Raw genomic sequence first — 14,526 nt, 5'->3', positions numbered from 1 at the left:
CTTTGAACTTGTGGGAGCGGGCTTGCCCGCGATGCTTTTAGCGGTTACGCAAACCTTCCAGCAACTTGTGCGTCGGATACCCATCCGCCGGCCATCCAAACGACTGCTGCGCGCTGCGGATCGCCTTGCGGGTATTGGCACCGATAATCCCGTCGGCGGTGCCGGCATCGTAGTTCCGGGCGCTCAGCAGGTTTTGCAGCTCGATTCGCTCGGTACGGCTCAGCGGCAAGTCATCTTTTGGCCATAGACCGTTAATCAGGCCACCGCCATTGAAGCGCTCGGACAACAGGCTCACGCCCAAGGCGTAGGACGAAGAGTTGTTGTACTTCAGGATTGCGCGGAAGTTATCGAGGATCAGGAACGCCGGGCCGCGATAGCCTGCCGGCAGCAGCAGGGCGGCCGACAGGTGTTCGGAACCTGCCGGAACCTGGCCGCCATCGGGCAGGGTGACCCCCAACTGCTGCCACTCGGCAACGCTCTTGCGAATCGTGCCATCGGCCAGGGCGTAATTGAAGCCACTCGCCAGTTGCACTTCAAAGCCCCATGGCTGGCCTTTCTGCCAGCCGGAGCTTTGCAGGTAGTGCGCGGTCGAGGCCAGTGCATCGGCGGGGCTGTTCCAGATATCGCGACGGCCATCGCCATCGAAGTCCACGGCGTGGGTGTTGTAGGTGGTCGGGATGAACTGGGTCTGGCCCATGGCACCGGCCCAGGAACCGAGCATTTTCTCAGGTTCGATATCGCCCTGTTGCAGGATTTGCAGGGCAGCAATCAGCTGCGCATGAGCAAAGCCCGGCCGTCGACCTTCATAAGCCAGGGTCGCCAGGGAGTTGATCACCGACTTGTTACCCTGGAACTGACCGAAGTTACTCTCCATGCCCCACACTGCGACCAATGCCTGGCGGTCGACGCCATAACGCTGTTCGATGCTTTGCAGGATGTCGGCATATTGGCTGACCAGTGCCTGACCTTTGCGCACCCGCAGCGGTGACAGGGCGCCATCGAGGTATTCCCACACCGGGCGAGTAAATTCCGGTTGGCTGCGGTCGGCACGGATCACGCTGGCGTCCACGCTGACATTGGCAAAGGCGCGGTCGAACAGGTCGGCGCGAATGCCGGCGGCGAGGGCGTCTTTGCGAAAGCCCGCCTGCCATTCGGCAAAGGTCTGGGTGGGCTGGATGTCGAGATTCTCACCGGTCGGAACCACCGGAGGAATGACCGCAGGGGCCGTGGCAACGGTGCGGGTCTGAAGCGGCTGGGCGTCGGCGGCGGTAGGTTTTTCCGCACAGGCGACAAGCAGAACGAGGCTGGAGGCAGCTATCAGTTGGCGAAGGTGCCAACGACGGGAAAGACGAAGGGGCATGCACAGGTCCAGAGGATACGAATCAGGTGCAGACCTTAACATGTTGAGCGATGGCTTGCCTTTCAGGCCGCCAGAAAGTAAGAAGCCTCCCAGCTATTAGACTGGAAGGCTTCGCGGCGGTAGCTGCCTTTGCCCTTGCCGGCTCGTTCCTGACGGCTGCGGAACAGTGGCTGGGCGATGATGGATTTGGCCTTGTTGGGGCCATGCTTGGATGGCTTTTTGCTCATGATGATTTCTCGCAAGTGAGTGGGTTTTGCGGGGGGAATAATCTGCCGAAGTTGGGGGGCTGTCTATAGGGCAGTTGGATGTGTGTTGTGTAGGAAAAAAGATCGCAGCCTTCGGCAGCTCCTACAGGAGAACGCGATTCTCTGTAGGAGCTGCCGAAGGCTGCGATCTTTTGATTTTTCTTTTGATCTTATTCGGCAGGCAATGTCAGCCGCTGCCCGGCCATCAACAACGTCAACCGGCTCAAACTCATCCACGGCGAACCCGCCGCCTGGCCTTTGATCTGTGCGTCGATGCGCTGCGCTTCGAGCAGCAACTGCGCCCAGCGTTGCGCCGAGTAGCGTTGCAGCGCCTTGCTCATCAGCGGTTTGCGCTTGTCCCAGACGGGCGGTCGGGCCTGGCTGAAGGCTTTATCCAGCGGCACCCCCTGGCTGTATTGCAGCGACAGATTGGCCAGCAGTCGCAGCTCCCGGGCCAGGGCCCAGAGAATCACCGGCGGTTCGACGCCTTCACCGCGCAACCCTTCGAGCATGCGCAGGGCGTGGGCAGCCTCGCCATTGAGAATCGCATCGGTCAGGCCAAAGACATCGAAACGCGCACTGTCGGCCACCGCCGCTTGCACGGTTTCGACTGTAATCTGGCCACCTTCGGCCATCAGCTTGAGCTTTTCGATTTCCTGGGCGGCGGCCAGCAGGTTGCCCTCAACCCGTGCGGCGATCAGTTCGACAGCGTCCTGGCTGGCGGAAAGCCCGGCCTGGGACAGTCGTTGACGGATCCAGCTGGGCAACTGGTTGGTGTCCACTGGCCAGATCTGTACGAACTGGGTCTGCGGACCCTCGACCAGCGCCTTGCCCCACTTGGTCTTCTGCGCGCTACCGTCAAGCTTGGGCAGGCTGATCAGCAGTACCGTGTCTTCGGCCGGGCGCGAGCAGTATTCGATGAGTGCGGCGGCACCTTTGTCACCGGGTTTGCCGGAGGGCAGACGCAGTTCCAGAAGACGTTTTTCAGCGAACAGCGACATGCTGGCGCCAGCCTGCAGCAGCGTACCCCAGTCGAAACTGGCGTCGGCGGCGAAGACCTGGCGTTCATCGAAACCTTGTTGGCGGGCAGCGGCGCGAATGGCGTCGGCGGCTTCCTGGCACAGCAGTGGGTCATCGCCACTGATGATGTAGACCGGCGCGAGGGCGCCTTGCAGGTGTTTGCCGAGTTGGGCGGGGGCGAGTTTCATAAGAAGAGGCGAACGGGGCGCCTGAGCGCCCCGTAAGGCTTACTGCCGTGGCAGTTCGACAGGCGACTGACGCGGAGTCTCCGCTTCAGCCTTCTGCGCCGCTTCCAGCGCGGCGGCTTCAGCCTTGGCCCTGGCGTCGGCGGTCTGTTGCAGCTGTTCCAACTGAGTCGGGGTCAGCTGTTGCAGACGCAGCATCATTTGTTGGACCAGTTCACGACGAATCTCGCGGCGGGCATCGTTGGCTTCCTGGTCGGAACCTACCAGGTTGTTGCCGTCGTGGATGAACACCTTCTGCACTTCAAGCTTGTCGCTCAGCAGTGGCAGGTTACCCTGACCACGGATGTCGTAATTGAGCACGGTGGTCACCTGGTACTCGCCAGTACGGCCGGCACCGGCATAGCTGAGGATGCGCTGGCTTTCCTGCTCATCAGTCAGCACCAGTTTGTAAGATGCGCCGGTGTAGACCCTGACGCCGCTGCTTTCCAGCACCTGACGCAATTGCGTCACGGTTTCGCCGTAGGCATTACGGGCGCTCAGGTCGAGTTCCTTGATCGCCAGTTCGGTGGTGCCGGTGCCACGCAGCTGGAAACCGCAGGCGCTCAGCAGGACCGCAAGGCCCATCACCAGCAAATTGCGTTTGATCATCTTGTTGCTCCCCTTGAAACCATGTGGGCCGGTCAAGCGGCCCGAAAGGTTTTACTCGGCGCCAGGCTCGCCTGGCGCCCGATCCAATTTAGCTGGCGACGATATTGACCAGTTTCCCGGGCACTACGATCACTTTGCGAATAGTCAGGCCGTCGACGAAGCGCAGCACGTTCTCGTTGGCCCGAGCGGCGGCTTCGACTTCTTCGCGGCTGGCGCTGGCCGGCATTTCGATGTGGCCGCGCAGCTTGCCATTCACTTGAATGACCAGTTGCAGGCTGTCCTGTACCAGGGCGCTTTCGTCCAGTACAGGCCAACCGGCATCGATCACCGGGTCGGCGTGACCCAGGCGATGCCACAGCTCATGGCTGATGTGCGGGGTGATCGGGGCCAGCAGCAGAGTCACGGTTTCCAGGCCTTCGTGAATCAGCGCGCGATCCTGCTCGGTGCCTTGTGGGGCTTTTTCCAGCACGTTCATCAGCGTCATCACTTGAGCGATGGCGGTGTTGAATTTGTGGTTCTGGCCGACGTCGTGGCTGGCCTGCTTGATGGCCTGGTGGATCGAACGGCGAATGGCTTTCTGCTCGTCGTTCAGGCTGGCGACGTCCAGTTTGCCCGGCAGGCCCTGAGTGACGTGCGCTTGAGCCTGGCGCCAGACGCGCTTGAGGAAGCGGTGCGAACCTTCTACTCCTGAGTCGGACCATTCCGCGCTCATGTCAGGTGGCGAGGCGAACATCATGAACAGGCGGCAGGTGTCTGCGCCGAACTGGTCAATCATCGACTGTGGGTCAACGCCGTTGTTCTTTGACTTGGCCATCTTCTCGGTGCCACCGATTTCCACCGGCAGGCCATCTGCGATCAGCTTGGCGCTAATGACCTTGGCCTTGCTGTCGCGTTCGAGTTCGACGTCCGCCGGGTTGAACCAGGTGTAGGCGCCGTTGGCTTCGCGACGATAGTAAGTCTCGGCGATCACCATGCCTTGGGTCAGCAGGTTCTTGAACGGCTCGTTGGAACTGACCAGGCCTTCGTCGCGCATCAACTTGTGGAAGAAGCGCGCGTAGAGCAGGTGAAGAATGGCGTGTTCGATACCACCGATGTATTGATCCACCGGCAGCCAATGGTCGGCAGCCGCTTTTTCCACCAGGCCACCTTCATAGTGCGGCGAGGCGTAGCGGGCGTAGTACCACGAGGACTCGACGAAGGTGTCCATGGTGTCGGTTTCACGCTTGGCCGGTGCGCCGCATTTCGGGCACGAGCACTCGTAGAACTCGGGCATGCGCGCCAATGGCGAACCAGCGCCATCGGGTACGACGTCTTCCGGCAATACGACAGGCAACTGATCTTCCGGGACCGGCACATCACCGCAAGTACTGCAGTGGATGATCGGGATCGGGCAGCCCCAGTAGCGTTGACGGCTGATGCCCCAGTCGCGCAGACGGAACTGGGTGCGCGAGGCGCCGAGGCTTTTCTTGATCAGCGCCACTTCGATGGCGTCGAAGGCGCCTGCGAAGTCGAGGCCGTCGAATTCGCCGGAGTTGATCAGCGTGCCGTGCTCGCCGTATGCATCCTGCCAAGGGGCCGGGTTGGTGTCACCTGCACTTGTGCGCACCACGGATTTGATCGGCAGGTTGTACTTGGTGGAGAACTCGAAATCACGTTCATCGTGTGCCGGAACAGCCATGACCGCGCCATCGCCGTAATGCATCAGCACGTAGTTGGCGACCCACACCGGGAGCTTCTCACCCGTCAGCGGGTGCTCGACGAACAGCGAGGTCGGCAGACCTTTTTTCTCTTGAGTGGCGACGTCGGCTTCGGCGACGCTGCCGCCCTTGCATTCAGCGATGAACGCTTGCAGCTCGGGGTTGTTTTGCGCGGCCAGGGTCGCCAAGTGGTGTTCGGCGGCCACTGCAACATAGGTTGCGCCCATCAGGGTGTCCGGACGGGTGGTGAAGACTTTCAGCGCACCGGTTTCGCCGATGGAGGCGACGTCGTACGGGAACTGTACTTCCATGCCACGGGATTTGCCGATCCAGTTGCGCTGCATGGTCTTGACCTGTTCAGGCCAGCCCGTCAGTTCGTCGAGGCTTTCCAGCAGTTCATCCGCATAAGCGGTGATCTTGAAGTAGTACATCGGGATTTCGCGCTTCTCGATCAGCGCGCCGGAACGCCAGCCGCGACCGTCGATCACTTGCTCGTTGGCCAGAACGGTCTGGTCGACCGGGTCCCAGTTCACGGTGCCGCTTTTTTTGTAAATCACGCCTTTTTCGAACAGGCGAGTGAACAGCCATTGTTCCCAGCGGTAGTAATCGGGCTTGCAGGTGGTCACTTCGCGGGACCAGTCCACCGCCAGGCCCAGGCTGCGCAGCTGGCTTTTCATGTAGGCGATGTTTTCGTAGGTCCACTTGGCGGGCGCTACGTTGTTCTTCATCGCGGCGTTTTCCGCCGGCATGCCGAAGGCGTCCCAACCCATGGGTTGCAGGACGTTCTTGCCTTGCATGCGCTGGTAGCGGGAGATCACGTCGCCGATGGTGTAGTTGCGCACGTGCCCCATGTGTAGCTTGCCGCTGGGGTAAGGGAACATCGACAGGCAGTAGAAAGTCTCCTTGCCTGGCTGTTCACTGACTTCAAAGGACTTTTGCTCGTCCCAGAATGACTGGGCGGCGGCTTCGATTTCACGGGGCTGATATTGTTCGTGCATGGCTACTTTTGAACTGAATAGGGGTGGCCTAATCCTCTTCAATGCGACGCTGGACGGTGACAACGCCAAATCGGCGTTTCGGTGCCCAGGCGAGCTGGAAGTGGAGTTACAGGAAGCGCCGTAGCATACATGACCGCACTCTATCGAGGGAAACCCTGATTACACGCAAGGGCGAGGCCAATACCCGCCCCGAGGGCCGTTGGTCGCGGCGCTCAGCCGGTTTTTTCAGCGAAGCTAAGCTCTAAAAGGGGAGTGAGTCTTATCTTCAATGAGGTGATGGATGGTTGAGTCACAGCAAAAAGCTACAAAACCGGAGTTGTACGAAAGGCTGATAGACCGTCTCGCAATGGCCTTGGATGCGGCCAAAACCGCCGGACGGCTTCGTGATGAGCGTCCCCTGGAGCTGGAATTGCGTGGTTTGACCCCCGAAGAGTTTGACCTGGTCAAGGCCTATCTGGACCGCAGTGAACGTGAAACGCACGGATGCTTGTCAGTAGCAGTGAAGCAACTCGAGGCACCACGTTCGGCCAAGATCATCTGGCTCAAGGATAAGGCATCCGGCGGAGGCGCGGTAAAGGTCCGGTCTCTGCAATTCAAGTAAGGGCACTTGAAGCCATGGAATATGGTTTTTTGAAGCAAAGTCCTTCTGCATTTGTTGTCGCATTGCGTCAACCCACCTAGGCTTCGGGCATCTATGGAGATGCCCGATGCCTTTTCGCTATTTCGTTAAACAACTTCTATTGCCGCCCGGCATTCTTTTGCTGTTACTGGTGCTCGCCTGGTGGTGGCGCCGCTCAAGGCCGAGGCTGGCGGGAGTGTGCTTTGTCCTGGGCGTGGGCGGCTTCTGGTTGATGAGCCTGCCAGTGATAGTGGAGTGGAGCGCCAGGGCCCTGGAACGCGAGCCGGCGCTGGCGCGCGAGGAGTGGGCAAGCCTGGGCCAGCGCGTTGACGCGATTGTGGTGCTGGGTTCGGGCCGCGAACGTGGCGATCTGGCCTGGGGCGTCGACCAGCCGACCGGCGTAGGCCTGGGGCGTGAACGCTATGCCGCGCGCCTGGCCAAGGCGTCCGGCTTGCCGATTCTGACCAGCGGCGGTCTGCATTACGGTACCCCGCCGACTGAAGCGCAGCTGATGGCGGACTCGTTGCTCGATGATTTTGGCGTGACGGTGCGCTGGCAGGAAGGGCGCAGCCGCACGACCTGGGAAAATGCACAGTTCAGCGCCCAGGTATTGTTGCCGCAGGGGATCAAGCGGGTGGTGGTCGTGACTCAGGCGTGGCACATGCCGCGGGCGGTCTGGAGCTTTGAGCAGGCCGGATTTGAGGTGGTGCCGGCGCCGGTGGGGTTCTTGGGCGTGGACAATGCCCGGCCACTGGGGGGGTGGATGCCGGAATTCAAATCGATCTGGCAATCGGGGCAGTTGATGAATGAGGCGGTGGGGCAGATCGGGTATTCGATGTTTTATCGAGGCGATGTTGAGGCTGATTGATGTTGTGCCTGTGATGCCGTCTTCGCGAGCAAGCCCGCTCCCGCACTGGATTTTCTGTATACACAGATCAAATGCGGGCTTGCTCGCGAAGCTTTTAAACGGTCTTCGCCATCCGGCTAGCGATCAGCGCCCAGCCAAATAACAACACGCAAATAATGATCAACGGCCACGAACGCCATTCCAGGTACGGTGTCAGGTTGTGCATCGGTACTACTTCGCCGTACAGGATGCCTTGTTCGAACTGAGGGATCTGCGCAGTGATCTGGCCAAACGGGTTGATCAGGCCAGTCACGCCGTTGTTGGTCGCGCGGATCATCCAGCGACCGGCCTCAAGTGCGCGCATCTGTGCCATCTGCAAATGTTGCAGCGGGCCGATCGAGGTGCCGAACCAGGTGTCGTTGCTGATGGTCAGCAGCAAATCGCTGCGGGCGGCGAGGCCGGCGGCGAATTCCGGGTAGACCACTTCGTAGCAGATGAACGGCGCAATCTGATAACCCTTGGCTTGCAGCAGTGCCTGATCGGTCGGCCCACGGGCAAAGTCGGACATTGGCAGGTCGAAGAAGGCGATCAGGCCGCGCAAGATGTCCTGCAGCGGAACGTACTCGCCGAACGGCACCAGTTTCTGTTTCAGATAAGTGCCATCGCCTTCACCGACAACGGTAATGCCGTTGAATAAGCGCTTCTCGTGACGGACTTCCTGGCGAATCGGCACGCCGGTAATCAGCGCGGACTTACGCTCGGCCGCGAAGCTTCCCATCATGTTCAGGTAGCCCTCGACGGACTCCTTGAGCACCGGGACCGCCGTTTCCGGCCAGATCAGCAGGTCGACGGGTTTGGAGCTGAAACTCAAGTCGCGGTACAGCGCCAACTGCGCGTTAAGTTGCGACGGCTCCCATTTCATGCCTTGTTCGATGTTGCCCTGAATCGCCGCGACGCTCAGCGGTGCGCCCGCCGGGTTGGTCCAGGCATGCTCCTTGAGCGCCATGCCGGCCACCCATGGACCCGCCAGCAGCAACACACCGACAGCGATGAAGCCTTTACGGCCAGTGCGGACCAGTCGCGCAGCGTTGTAGATCAGCGCGGCCGTCAGGGCCAGAGTGAAGGAGATCAGCCACATCCCGCCGACCGGCGCGAGCCCGGCCAGTGGGCCGTCGAGCTGACTGTAGCCGGAATAGAGCCACGGGAAACCGGTGAGGAACCAGCCGCGAAAGGCTTCCTGGCCCACCCACAACGCCGCAAACGCCAAGGCATCGGCCAGGGGGGCTTCGTTACGACGTAGCCAGCGCGCCCAAAGCCAGGCGGGCAGGGCGAAGAACCAGGCAATCGCCGCCGTGAAGATCAGCATCAGGAAACCGGCCAGCAGCACTGAAGCGCCACCGAAGTGGTGAATGCTGTAGTAGATCCAGCTAGTGCCTGCGGCAAACAGGCCAAAACCGAAACACCAGCCTCGACCCAGGGCCTGGCGGGGGCTCAGTTCACGCAAGCCGGCGTAAAAGAAGCCGACCGCCAGCAATGCCAGCGGCCAGATATCGAAGGGCGCCAGGGCCAGGGTGGTGAGTGCACCGGCCGCCACGGCCAGCAGGTTACCGGGCCAGCCGGGGCGGGTCATACGACGCATTTCAATCCTTAGAAAAATTACCGGGCAATAGGTGTCAGGCGCAGCAAGTGAATCCGACGGCTGTCGGCGTTCAGGATGCGGAAGCGATAGGCGCCGATTTCAGTGATTTCGTTGCGTTTTGGCAAGTGCCCGAACGCGCTCATCACCAGACCGCCGACGGTGTCGAATTCGTCGTCGGAGAATTCGCTGTCGAAGAACTCGTTGAAGTTCTCGATCGGCGTCAGGGCCTTGATCAGGAAGTCCCCGCTGGGCAGCGGCTTGATGTAGCTGTCTTCTTCGACGTCATGCTCGTCTTCGATGTCGCCGACGATTTGTTCCAGAACGTCTTCGATGGTCACAAGGCCAGCCACACCGCCGTATTCGTCAATGACGATGGCCATGTGGTTGTGGTTGGCGCGAAACTCGCGCAGCAGCACATTCAGGCGCTTGGACTCGGGCACGAAGGTGGCCGGGCGCAGCAGGTCCTTGATGTTGAAGCTGTCGCCGTTCTCCTTGAGGATCAACGGCAGCAAGTCCTTGGCCAGCAGCACGCCCATCACGTCATCGTGGCTTTCGCCGATCACCGGGTAGCGGGAGTGGGCCGAGTCGACCACGGCCGGCAGAAACTCGCGAGGTGTCTGGGTCGCCTTGATGCTGATCATCTGCGAGCGCGGGACCATGATGTCCCGTACTTGCAGGTCTGCAACCTGGATGGCGCCTTCGACGATGGCCAGCGCTTCGCTGTCCAGCAACTTGTTTTGGTGTGCATCGCGCAGCAGCTCCAGCAGCTCCTGCCGGTTCTTCGGCTCGTGGGCAAAAGCCTGGGTGAGCTTACCCAGCCATGACTTCTGCCCGTTGCTCGATCGATCTTCGCTCATAGCGATTACTCTGAATCCTTTGTTGTAACGATAGGGGATGTGTCTGTTTCGTCGTCCGCATAAGGATCCGGATGACCCAGTTCTGCAAGCAACGTTCGTTCCAGTGCTTCCATTTCTTCGGCTTCGTCGTCATCTATATGGTCGTAACCAAGCAGATGCAAGCAGCCGTGAATGACCAGATGCGCCCAGTGGGCCTTTAATTCCTTGCCTTGTTCCGCCGCTTCGCGCTCGACTACTGCTACGCAGATCACCAGATCGCCCAGCAGTGGAATGTCGAGAAACTCGTCGGGCACATCGGCCGGGAACGACAAAACATTGGTGGCGTAGTCTTTTTGCCGCCAGGTGAAGTTCAGTTCGCGGGCTTCCTCTGCGTCGACCAGACGGATGGTCATTTCGGAGTCGGCAGTACGCTGGCGCAGGGCCAGTTCGCACCATTGACGGAATTCGGCTTCGCTTGGGGCAGACGCTTCGGTAGCCAGTTGCAGATCAAGCTCAAGCATCGGGGCGAGTGTCCTTGGGAGAGAGCTTCGCCGGTTCGTCGGCTGTGCGATTTTCGAAGCGCTCGTAGGCTTCGACGATTCGCTGCACCAACGGATGGCGCACCACGTCCTTGGGCATGAAATGGGTGAAGCTGATACCCGGCACGTCTTTCAGTACTTCGATCACATGGTGCAGCCCGGACTTGGTGCCTTTCGGCAGGTCCACCTGGGTGATGTCACCGGTAATGACCGCGGTGGAGCCGAAGCCGATCCGGGTCAGGAACATCTTCATCTGTTCGACGGTGGTGTTCTGGCTTTCGTCGAGGATGATGAAGCTGTTGTTCAGCGTACGGCCGCGCATATAGGCCAGCGGCGCGACTTCGATCACCTGACGCTCGATCAGCTTGGCGACGTATTCGAAGCCGAGCATTTCGTAGAGTGCGTCGTAGAGCGGGCGCAGGTACGGGTCGATTTTTTGCGACAGGTCGCCGGGCAGGAAGCCGAGCTTTTCGCCCGCTTCAACCGCCGGACGGACCAGCAGGATGCGACGAATCTGCTCGCGCTCCAGCGCGTCTACCGCGCAGGCAACGGCCAGATAGGTCTTGCCGGTACCGGCCGGGCCGATGCCGAAATTGATGTCGTTACCGAGGATTTCCTTCACGTAGCGCAGCTGATTCAAGCCGCGAGGGCGAATCATGCCTTTCTTGGTGCGCAAGGCGACGGACGGTTCGGCGGGGGAGTGGTCGTCCAGTTGCTCGACGGCCGATTCCTGCAGGAACAGGTGAACCATGTCCGGCGACAGCTCGGTACCCTTGGTTTCCCGGTACAGGCGGCGCAGGAGGTTTTCCGCGGAGGTGGTGTGTTTGGGTTCGCCGATCAGTTCGAACTGGTTTCCGCGGTTGCGGATCTCGATGGTCAGGCGCTGTTCGATCAAGCGCAGATGCTCGTCGAATTGCCCGCACAGATTGGCGAAGCGACGAGCTTCAAAGGGCTCGAGGATGAAGCGATGTGGTTCTATGGGTGCGTTCAAGGTCGTATTTAGCCGCCCTGGGGCAATTATGATGAAATCAAGGATAACGCCAGTCGCCTGGGTGCGAAAGCTCTTAAACAGACCAATCACTAACGGTCACTTCATGTCTGTGGCGAGGGAGCTTGCTCCCGTTGGAGTGCGAAGCACTCCCTTCCCGGTCTCTGCAGTTTACAGGGTGCATCGAGTCGCTTGGTTTACGACTGCTTCGCAGCCGAGCGGGAGCAAGCTCCCTCGCCACACAAACCCGCTCCCTGAGGGGGGAATGCGCTGTTATTGGATCAGCGAGCCCCGCAGCGAGTGCGGTTGTGCGGCGTCGATGTGTACGTCAGCGAACTGGCCGATCAGGGTCGGATTGTCGCAGCGGAAGTTGACGATACGGTTATTCTCGGTCCGGCCTTGCAGTTCGCCGGGGTCTTTTTTCGAATAATCGGTGACCAGGATCCGCTGAGTGGAGCCGACCATTTGTCGGCTGATCTCGAACCCTTGCTGGTTCAGGCGATGTTGCAGGGCGTTCAGGCGTTCTTTTTTCAGCTCTTCCGGCGTTTCGTCGGCCAGGTCGGCGGCCGGAGTGCCCGGGCGTTGGCTATAAACGAACGAGTAGGAGAAGTCGAAGCCGACGTCTTCGATCAGCTTCATCGTCTGTTCGAAGTCTTTCTCGGTCTCGCCCGGGAAGCCGACGATGAAGTCCGAGCTGATGCAGATCCCCGGCACGGCGGCCCGCAGCTTGCGCAGTTTGGATTTGTACTCCAGCGCAGTGTGGTTACGCTTCATTGCCGCGAGGATCCGGTCCGAACCCGATTGCACCGGCAAGTGCAGGTGTTTCACCAGTTCCGGCACGTCGGCGTGAGCCTGGATCAGGCTGTCGGAGAACTCCAGTGGGTGCGAGGTGGTGTAGCGAATCCGGTCGATACCATCGACAGCGGCCACCACCCGGATCAATTCCGCCAGGTCGGCCAGGCGTCCATCGTGAGTGGTGCCGCGATAACCGTTGACGTTCTGCCCCAGCAAGGTCACTTCGCGCACGCCGTTTTCGGCCAGGTGAATGATCTCGGCAATCACGTCATCGAACGGGCGGCTGACTTCTTCACCGCGGGTATAAGGCACCACGCAGAAGGTGCAGTACTTGCTGCAGCCTTCCATGACCGACACATAAGCGCTCGGCCCGTCGATACGTGGCTCGGGCAGGTGGTCGAATTTTTCGATTTCCGGGAACGAGACGTCGACTTGCGGCAGTTTGGTGGCGCGCGCAGCGTCGATCATTTCCGGCAGGCGGTGCAGGGTTTGCGGGCCGAACACCACGTCTACGTACGGAGCGCGATCACGGATGGCCGCGCCTTCCTGGCTGGCCACGCAACCGCCGACAGCGATCACCATGTCCGGGTTGGCCAGTTTCAGCTCACGCCAGCGACCGAGTTGGGAATACACCCGGTCCTGGGCGCGTTCGCGGATCGAGCAAGTGTTGAGCAGAATCACGTCGGCGTCTTCAGCGCGGGCAGTGACTTCCAGGGCCTGATGTTCGCCCAGCAGATCGACCATGCGCGAGCTGTCGTACTCGTTCATCTGGCAACCGTGGGTTTCGATGTAAAGCTTCTTGGCCATGGACCCCAGTCTCACGTGATTCAAAGAACCGCGCATTATAGGGAACATGCACCAAGGTTCCTACCGTTGCGCGTCCGGTGGCTATGCTATAGTTCGCGCCCTCATTTTTATCCCCGATGTGTTACCCGCCCACCATGACCAAACGTGAAGCTCCAATCTACAAGGTGATTTTCCTCAATCAGGGCCAGGTGTACGAAATGTACGCCAAGCAGATCTACCAAAGTGATCTGTGGGGCTTCCTGGAAGTGGAAGAGTTCGTCTTTGGCGAGCGCACACAAGTGGTCGTCGATCCGAGCGAAGAGAAGCTCAAGGCTCAGTTCGAAGGCGTTGTGCGCAGTTTCGTGCCGATGCATTCGATCGTGCGTATCGACGAGGTCGAACGCCTCGGCACACCGAAAATCAGCGAAGCCCGCGGCGCGGTCGGCAATGTCATGCCGTTTCCGATGCCGATGCCTGAGAAGTAAGCCACGGATTGAGTGGCTAGTGGGGCTTGTTGTGGCGAGGGAGCTTGCTCCCGTTGGGCTGCGAAGCGGCCCTGAAATCAGCCTCCGCTACCTTCTGGACAGACCGCGTGTGCCGACTTTACGACTGCTACGCAGCCGAGCGGGAGCAGGCTCCCTCGCCACAGGGGGCCGTGTCAATTCAGGGAAGTGGCGAAAACGGCGTACGCCCATCGGCGCTCTGCAATTCCATCAGGTATTTACGGAAAATTTGCCCCAGCACCTGGGTAGCGACTTCCAGATCTTCGCGGGACATTTTTTCGGCGACTTCGTCGGCGGTGTCCAGCGCGTCTTCGGCACCATTGACCGCGGCCATTTTCAGCACGATATAGGCCTGAACGTTATTGGCCGGTACGCCTTCGCCGTGGAAGAACATGGTGCCGAGTTTGAATTGCGCCTGGGCATGGCCTTGCAGCGAGGCTTTTTCGAAGTAGCTCAGGGCTTGATTGAGGTCGCGCGGCGCGTGTTTGCCGTTGTAGTAGAACTCACCCAACTCGTATTGCGCTTGCGCATCCCCTTCATCCGACGCTTTCTGGCAGGCGGCGAGCGCTTGCGCCAGGTCTTGCGGCTGAGTATTGAGGGTGCAGCGACCCATCGCCGGGATCAACAACGAGTTGCCGCCTGCTTGTGCGAGCGCGAGCAGGGGCTGAAGGAGCAACAGGCAGCCCAGTGCAAGGGTGCGGCCGGTGCGGTTCATGGGAATCGACTTACCTCTGAGGGGCGCGCGGACCCGTCGAGGGATCCAATAAGCGCGCATTATGAAATAAGCGAGGCCAACCTTACAAAGTCTTTACTCGTTTTTC

Annotated in this window: 14 protein-coding genes; 3 read left to right on the top strand and 11 right to left on the bottom strand. The window is 60.2% G+C overall.

Annotated features, from left to right (window positions below; translation table 11 throughout):
• Positions 1 to 37: 37 nt before the first annotated feature.
• The 5 genes from AACY49_RS17425 to leuS form a co-directional block, all read right to left on the bottom strand.
• Positions 38 to 1,360, bottom strand: coding sequence for a lytic murein transglycosylase (locus AACY49_RS17425; protein ID WP_258698927.1), 1,323 nt, complete (start codon positions 1,358 to 1,360; stop codon positions 38 to 40).
• Positions 1,361 to 1,422: 62 nt separating this feature from the next.
• Positions 1,423 to 1,587, bottom strand: a complete 165-nt coding sequence (arfA, locus tag AACY49_RS17420; protein WP_003176285.1) for an alternative ribosome rescue factor ArfA — start codon at positions 1,585 to 1,587, stop codon at positions 1,423 to 1,425.
• 188 nt (positions 1,588 to 1,775) lie between these two features.
• On the bottom strand, positions 1,776 to 2,813 hold the full coding sequence (gene holA / locus AACY49_RS17415; protein WP_258698928.1) for a DNA polymerase III subunit delta: 1,038 nt from the start codon (positions 2,811 to 2,813) through the stop codon (positions 1,776 to 1,778).
• A gap of 39 nt (positions 2,814 to 2,852) precedes the next feature.
• On the bottom strand, positions 2,853 to 3,458 hold the full coding sequence (locus tag AACY49_RS17410) for an LPS-assembly lipoprotein LptE (RefSeq protein ID WP_339525340.1): 606 nt from the start codon (positions 3,456 to 3,458) through the stop codon (positions 2,853 to 2,855).
• 88 nt (positions 3,459 to 3,546) lie between these two features.
• Positions 3,547 to 6,153 carry a leucine--tRNA ligase gene (gene leuS / locus AACY49_RS17405; RefSeq protein ID WP_339525338.1) on the bottom strand — a complete coding sequence of 869 codons (2,607 nt, stop codon included), beginning with the start codon at positions 6,151 to 6,153 and terminating at the stop codon, positions 3,547 to 3,549.
• A gap of 280 nt (positions 6,154 to 6,433) precedes the next feature.
• On the opposite strand from leuS, the gene AACY49_RS17400 reads away from it, so the two are divergent.
• Both AACY49_RS17400 and AACY49_RS17395 read left to right on the top strand, forming a co-directional pair.
• Positions 6,434 to 6,754, top strand: coding sequence for a hypothetical protein (locus AACY49_RS17400; RefSeq protein WP_258698931.1), 321 nt, complete (start codon positions 6,434 to 6,436; stop codon positions 6,752 to 6,754).
• Positions 6,755 to 6,860: 106 nt separating this feature from the next.
• A complete protein-coding gene (locus AACY49_RS17395; RefSeq protein ID WP_339525336.1) occupies positions 6,861 to 7,640 on the top strand; it encodes a YdcF family protein in 780 nt (259 codons plus the stop codon).
• A gap of 94 nt (positions 7,641 to 7,734) precedes the next feature.
• Here AACY49_RS17395 and lnt read toward each other — a convergent pair whose 3' ends face one another.
• From lnt to miaB, 5 genes are all read right to left on the bottom strand, one after another.
• A complete protein-coding gene (gene lnt, locus AACY49_RS17390; RefSeq protein ID WP_339525334.1) occupies positions 7,735 to 9,258 on the bottom strand; it encodes an apolipoprotein N-acyltransferase in 1,524 nt (507 codons plus the stop codon).
• Between the two features lie 17 nt (positions 9,259 to 9,275).
• A complete protein-coding gene (locus AACY49_RS17385; protein WP_007909641.1) occupies positions 9,276 to 10,115 on the bottom strand; it encodes an HlyC/CorC family transporter in 840 nt (279 codons plus the stop codon).
• A 5-nt stretch (positions 10,116 to 10,120) separates the two neighbouring features.
• Positions 10,121 to 10,615: an rRNA maturation RNase YbeY gene (ybeY, locus tag AACY49_RS17380; protein WP_258617288.1), complete on the bottom strand. Its 495-nt coding sequence runs from the start codon at positions 10,613 to 10,615 to the stop codon at positions 10,121 to 10,123.
• Positions 10,608 to 11,624, bottom strand: coding sequence for a PhoH family protein (locus AACY49_RS17375; RefSeq protein WP_258698935.1), 1,017 nt, complete (start codon positions 11,622 to 11,624; stop codon positions 10,608 to 10,610). Before AACY49_RS17375 ends, ybeY begins: the two co-directional genes overlap by 8 nt.
• A 270-nt stretch (positions 11,625 to 11,894) precedes the next feature.
• Complete coding sequence (gene miaB, locus AACY49_RS17370) at positions 11,895 to 13,223, bottom strand: tRNA (N6-isopentenyl adenosine(37)-C2)-methylthiotransferase MiaB (RefSeq protein WP_320393207.1); 1,329 nt, start codon at positions 13,221 to 13,223, stop codon at positions 11,895 to 11,897.
• A 134-nt stretch (positions 13,224 to 13,357) separates the two neighbouring features.
• Here miaB and AACY49_RS17365 point away from each other — a divergent pair, with 134 nt between their 5' ends.
• Positions 13,358 to 13,687 (top strand): DUF1820 family protein, encoded by a 330-nt coding sequence (locus tag AACY49_RS17365; protein WP_007894425.1) that lies wholly within the window; start codon positions 13,358 to 13,360, stop codon positions 13,685 to 13,687.
• Between the two features lie 178 nt (positions 13,688 to 13,865).
• Here the strand turns inward: AACY49_RS17365 and AACY49_RS17360 are convergent, their stop codons facing one another.
• The gene (locus AACY49_RS17360; protein ID WP_258698937.1) at positions 13,866 to 14,420 is read right to left on the bottom strand and encodes a tetratricopeptide repeat protein; all 555 of its coding nucleotides are present in this window, start codon (positions 14,418 to 14,420) and stop codon (positions 13,866 to 13,868) included.
• Between the last annotated feature and the right edge of the window lie 106 nt (positions 14,421 to 14,526).

The sequence above is a fragment of the Pseudomonas sp. EL_65y_Pfl2_R96 genome (assembly GCF_963970905.1).
Taxonomy (GTDB): Bacteria; Pseudomonadota; Gammaproteobacteria; order Pseudomonadales; family Pseudomonadaceae; genus Aquipseudomonas.
Note: the sequence above shows the minus strand (reverse complement) of the source record. Positions and strands in the feature narration are given on the sequence as shown.

Coding starts and splice junctions, on each gene's coding strand:
- AACY49_RS17425 (WP_258698927.1), bottom strand. CDS start 1,360: ATGCCCCTTCGTCTTTCCCGTCGTTGGCACCTTCGCCAACTGATAGCT.
- arfA (WP_003176285.1), bottom strand. CDS start 1,587: ATGAGCAAAAAGCCATCCAAGCATGGCCCCAACAAGGCCAAATCCATC.
- holA (WP_258698928.1), bottom strand. CDS start 2,813: ATGAAACTCGCCCCCGCCCAACTCGGCAAACACCTGCAAGGCGCCCTC.
- AACY49_RS17410 (WP_339525340.1), bottom strand. CDS start 3,458: ATGATCAAACGCAATTTGCTGGTGATGGGCCTTGCGGTCCTGCTGAGC.
- leuS (WP_339525338.1), bottom strand. CDS start 6,153: ATGCACGAACAATATCAGCCCCGTGAAATCGAAGCCGCCGCCCAGTCA.
- AACY49_RS17400 (WP_258698931.1), top strand. CDS start 6,434: ATGGTTGAGTCACAGCAAAAAGCTACAAAACCGGAGTTGTACGAAAGG.
- AACY49_RS17395 (WP_339525336.1), top strand. CDS start 6,861: ATGCCTTTTCGCTATTTCGTTAAACAACTTCTATTGCCGCCCGGCATT.
- lnt (WP_339525334.1), bottom strand. CDS start 9,258: ATGCGTCGTATGACCCGCCCCGGCTGGCCCGGTAACCTGCTGGCCGTG.
- AACY49_RS17385 (WP_007909641.1), bottom strand. CDS start 10,115: ATGAGCGAAGATCGATCGAGCAACGGGCAGAAGTCATGGCTGGGTAAG.
- ybeY (WP_258617288.1), bottom strand. CDS start 10,615: ATGCTTGAGCTTGATCTGCAACTGGCTACCGAAGCGTCTGCCCCAAGC.
- miaB (WP_320393207.1), bottom strand. CDS start 13,223: ATGGCCAAGAAGCTTTACATCGAAACCCACGGTTGCCAGATGAACGAG.
- AACY49_RS17365 (WP_007894425.1), top strand. CDS start 13,358: ATGACCAAACGTGAAGCTCCAATCTACAAGGTGATTTTCCTCAATCAG.
- AACY49_RS17360 (WP_258698937.1), bottom strand. CDS start 14,420: ATGAACCGCACCGGCCGCACCCTTGCACTGGGCTGCCTGTTGCTCCTT.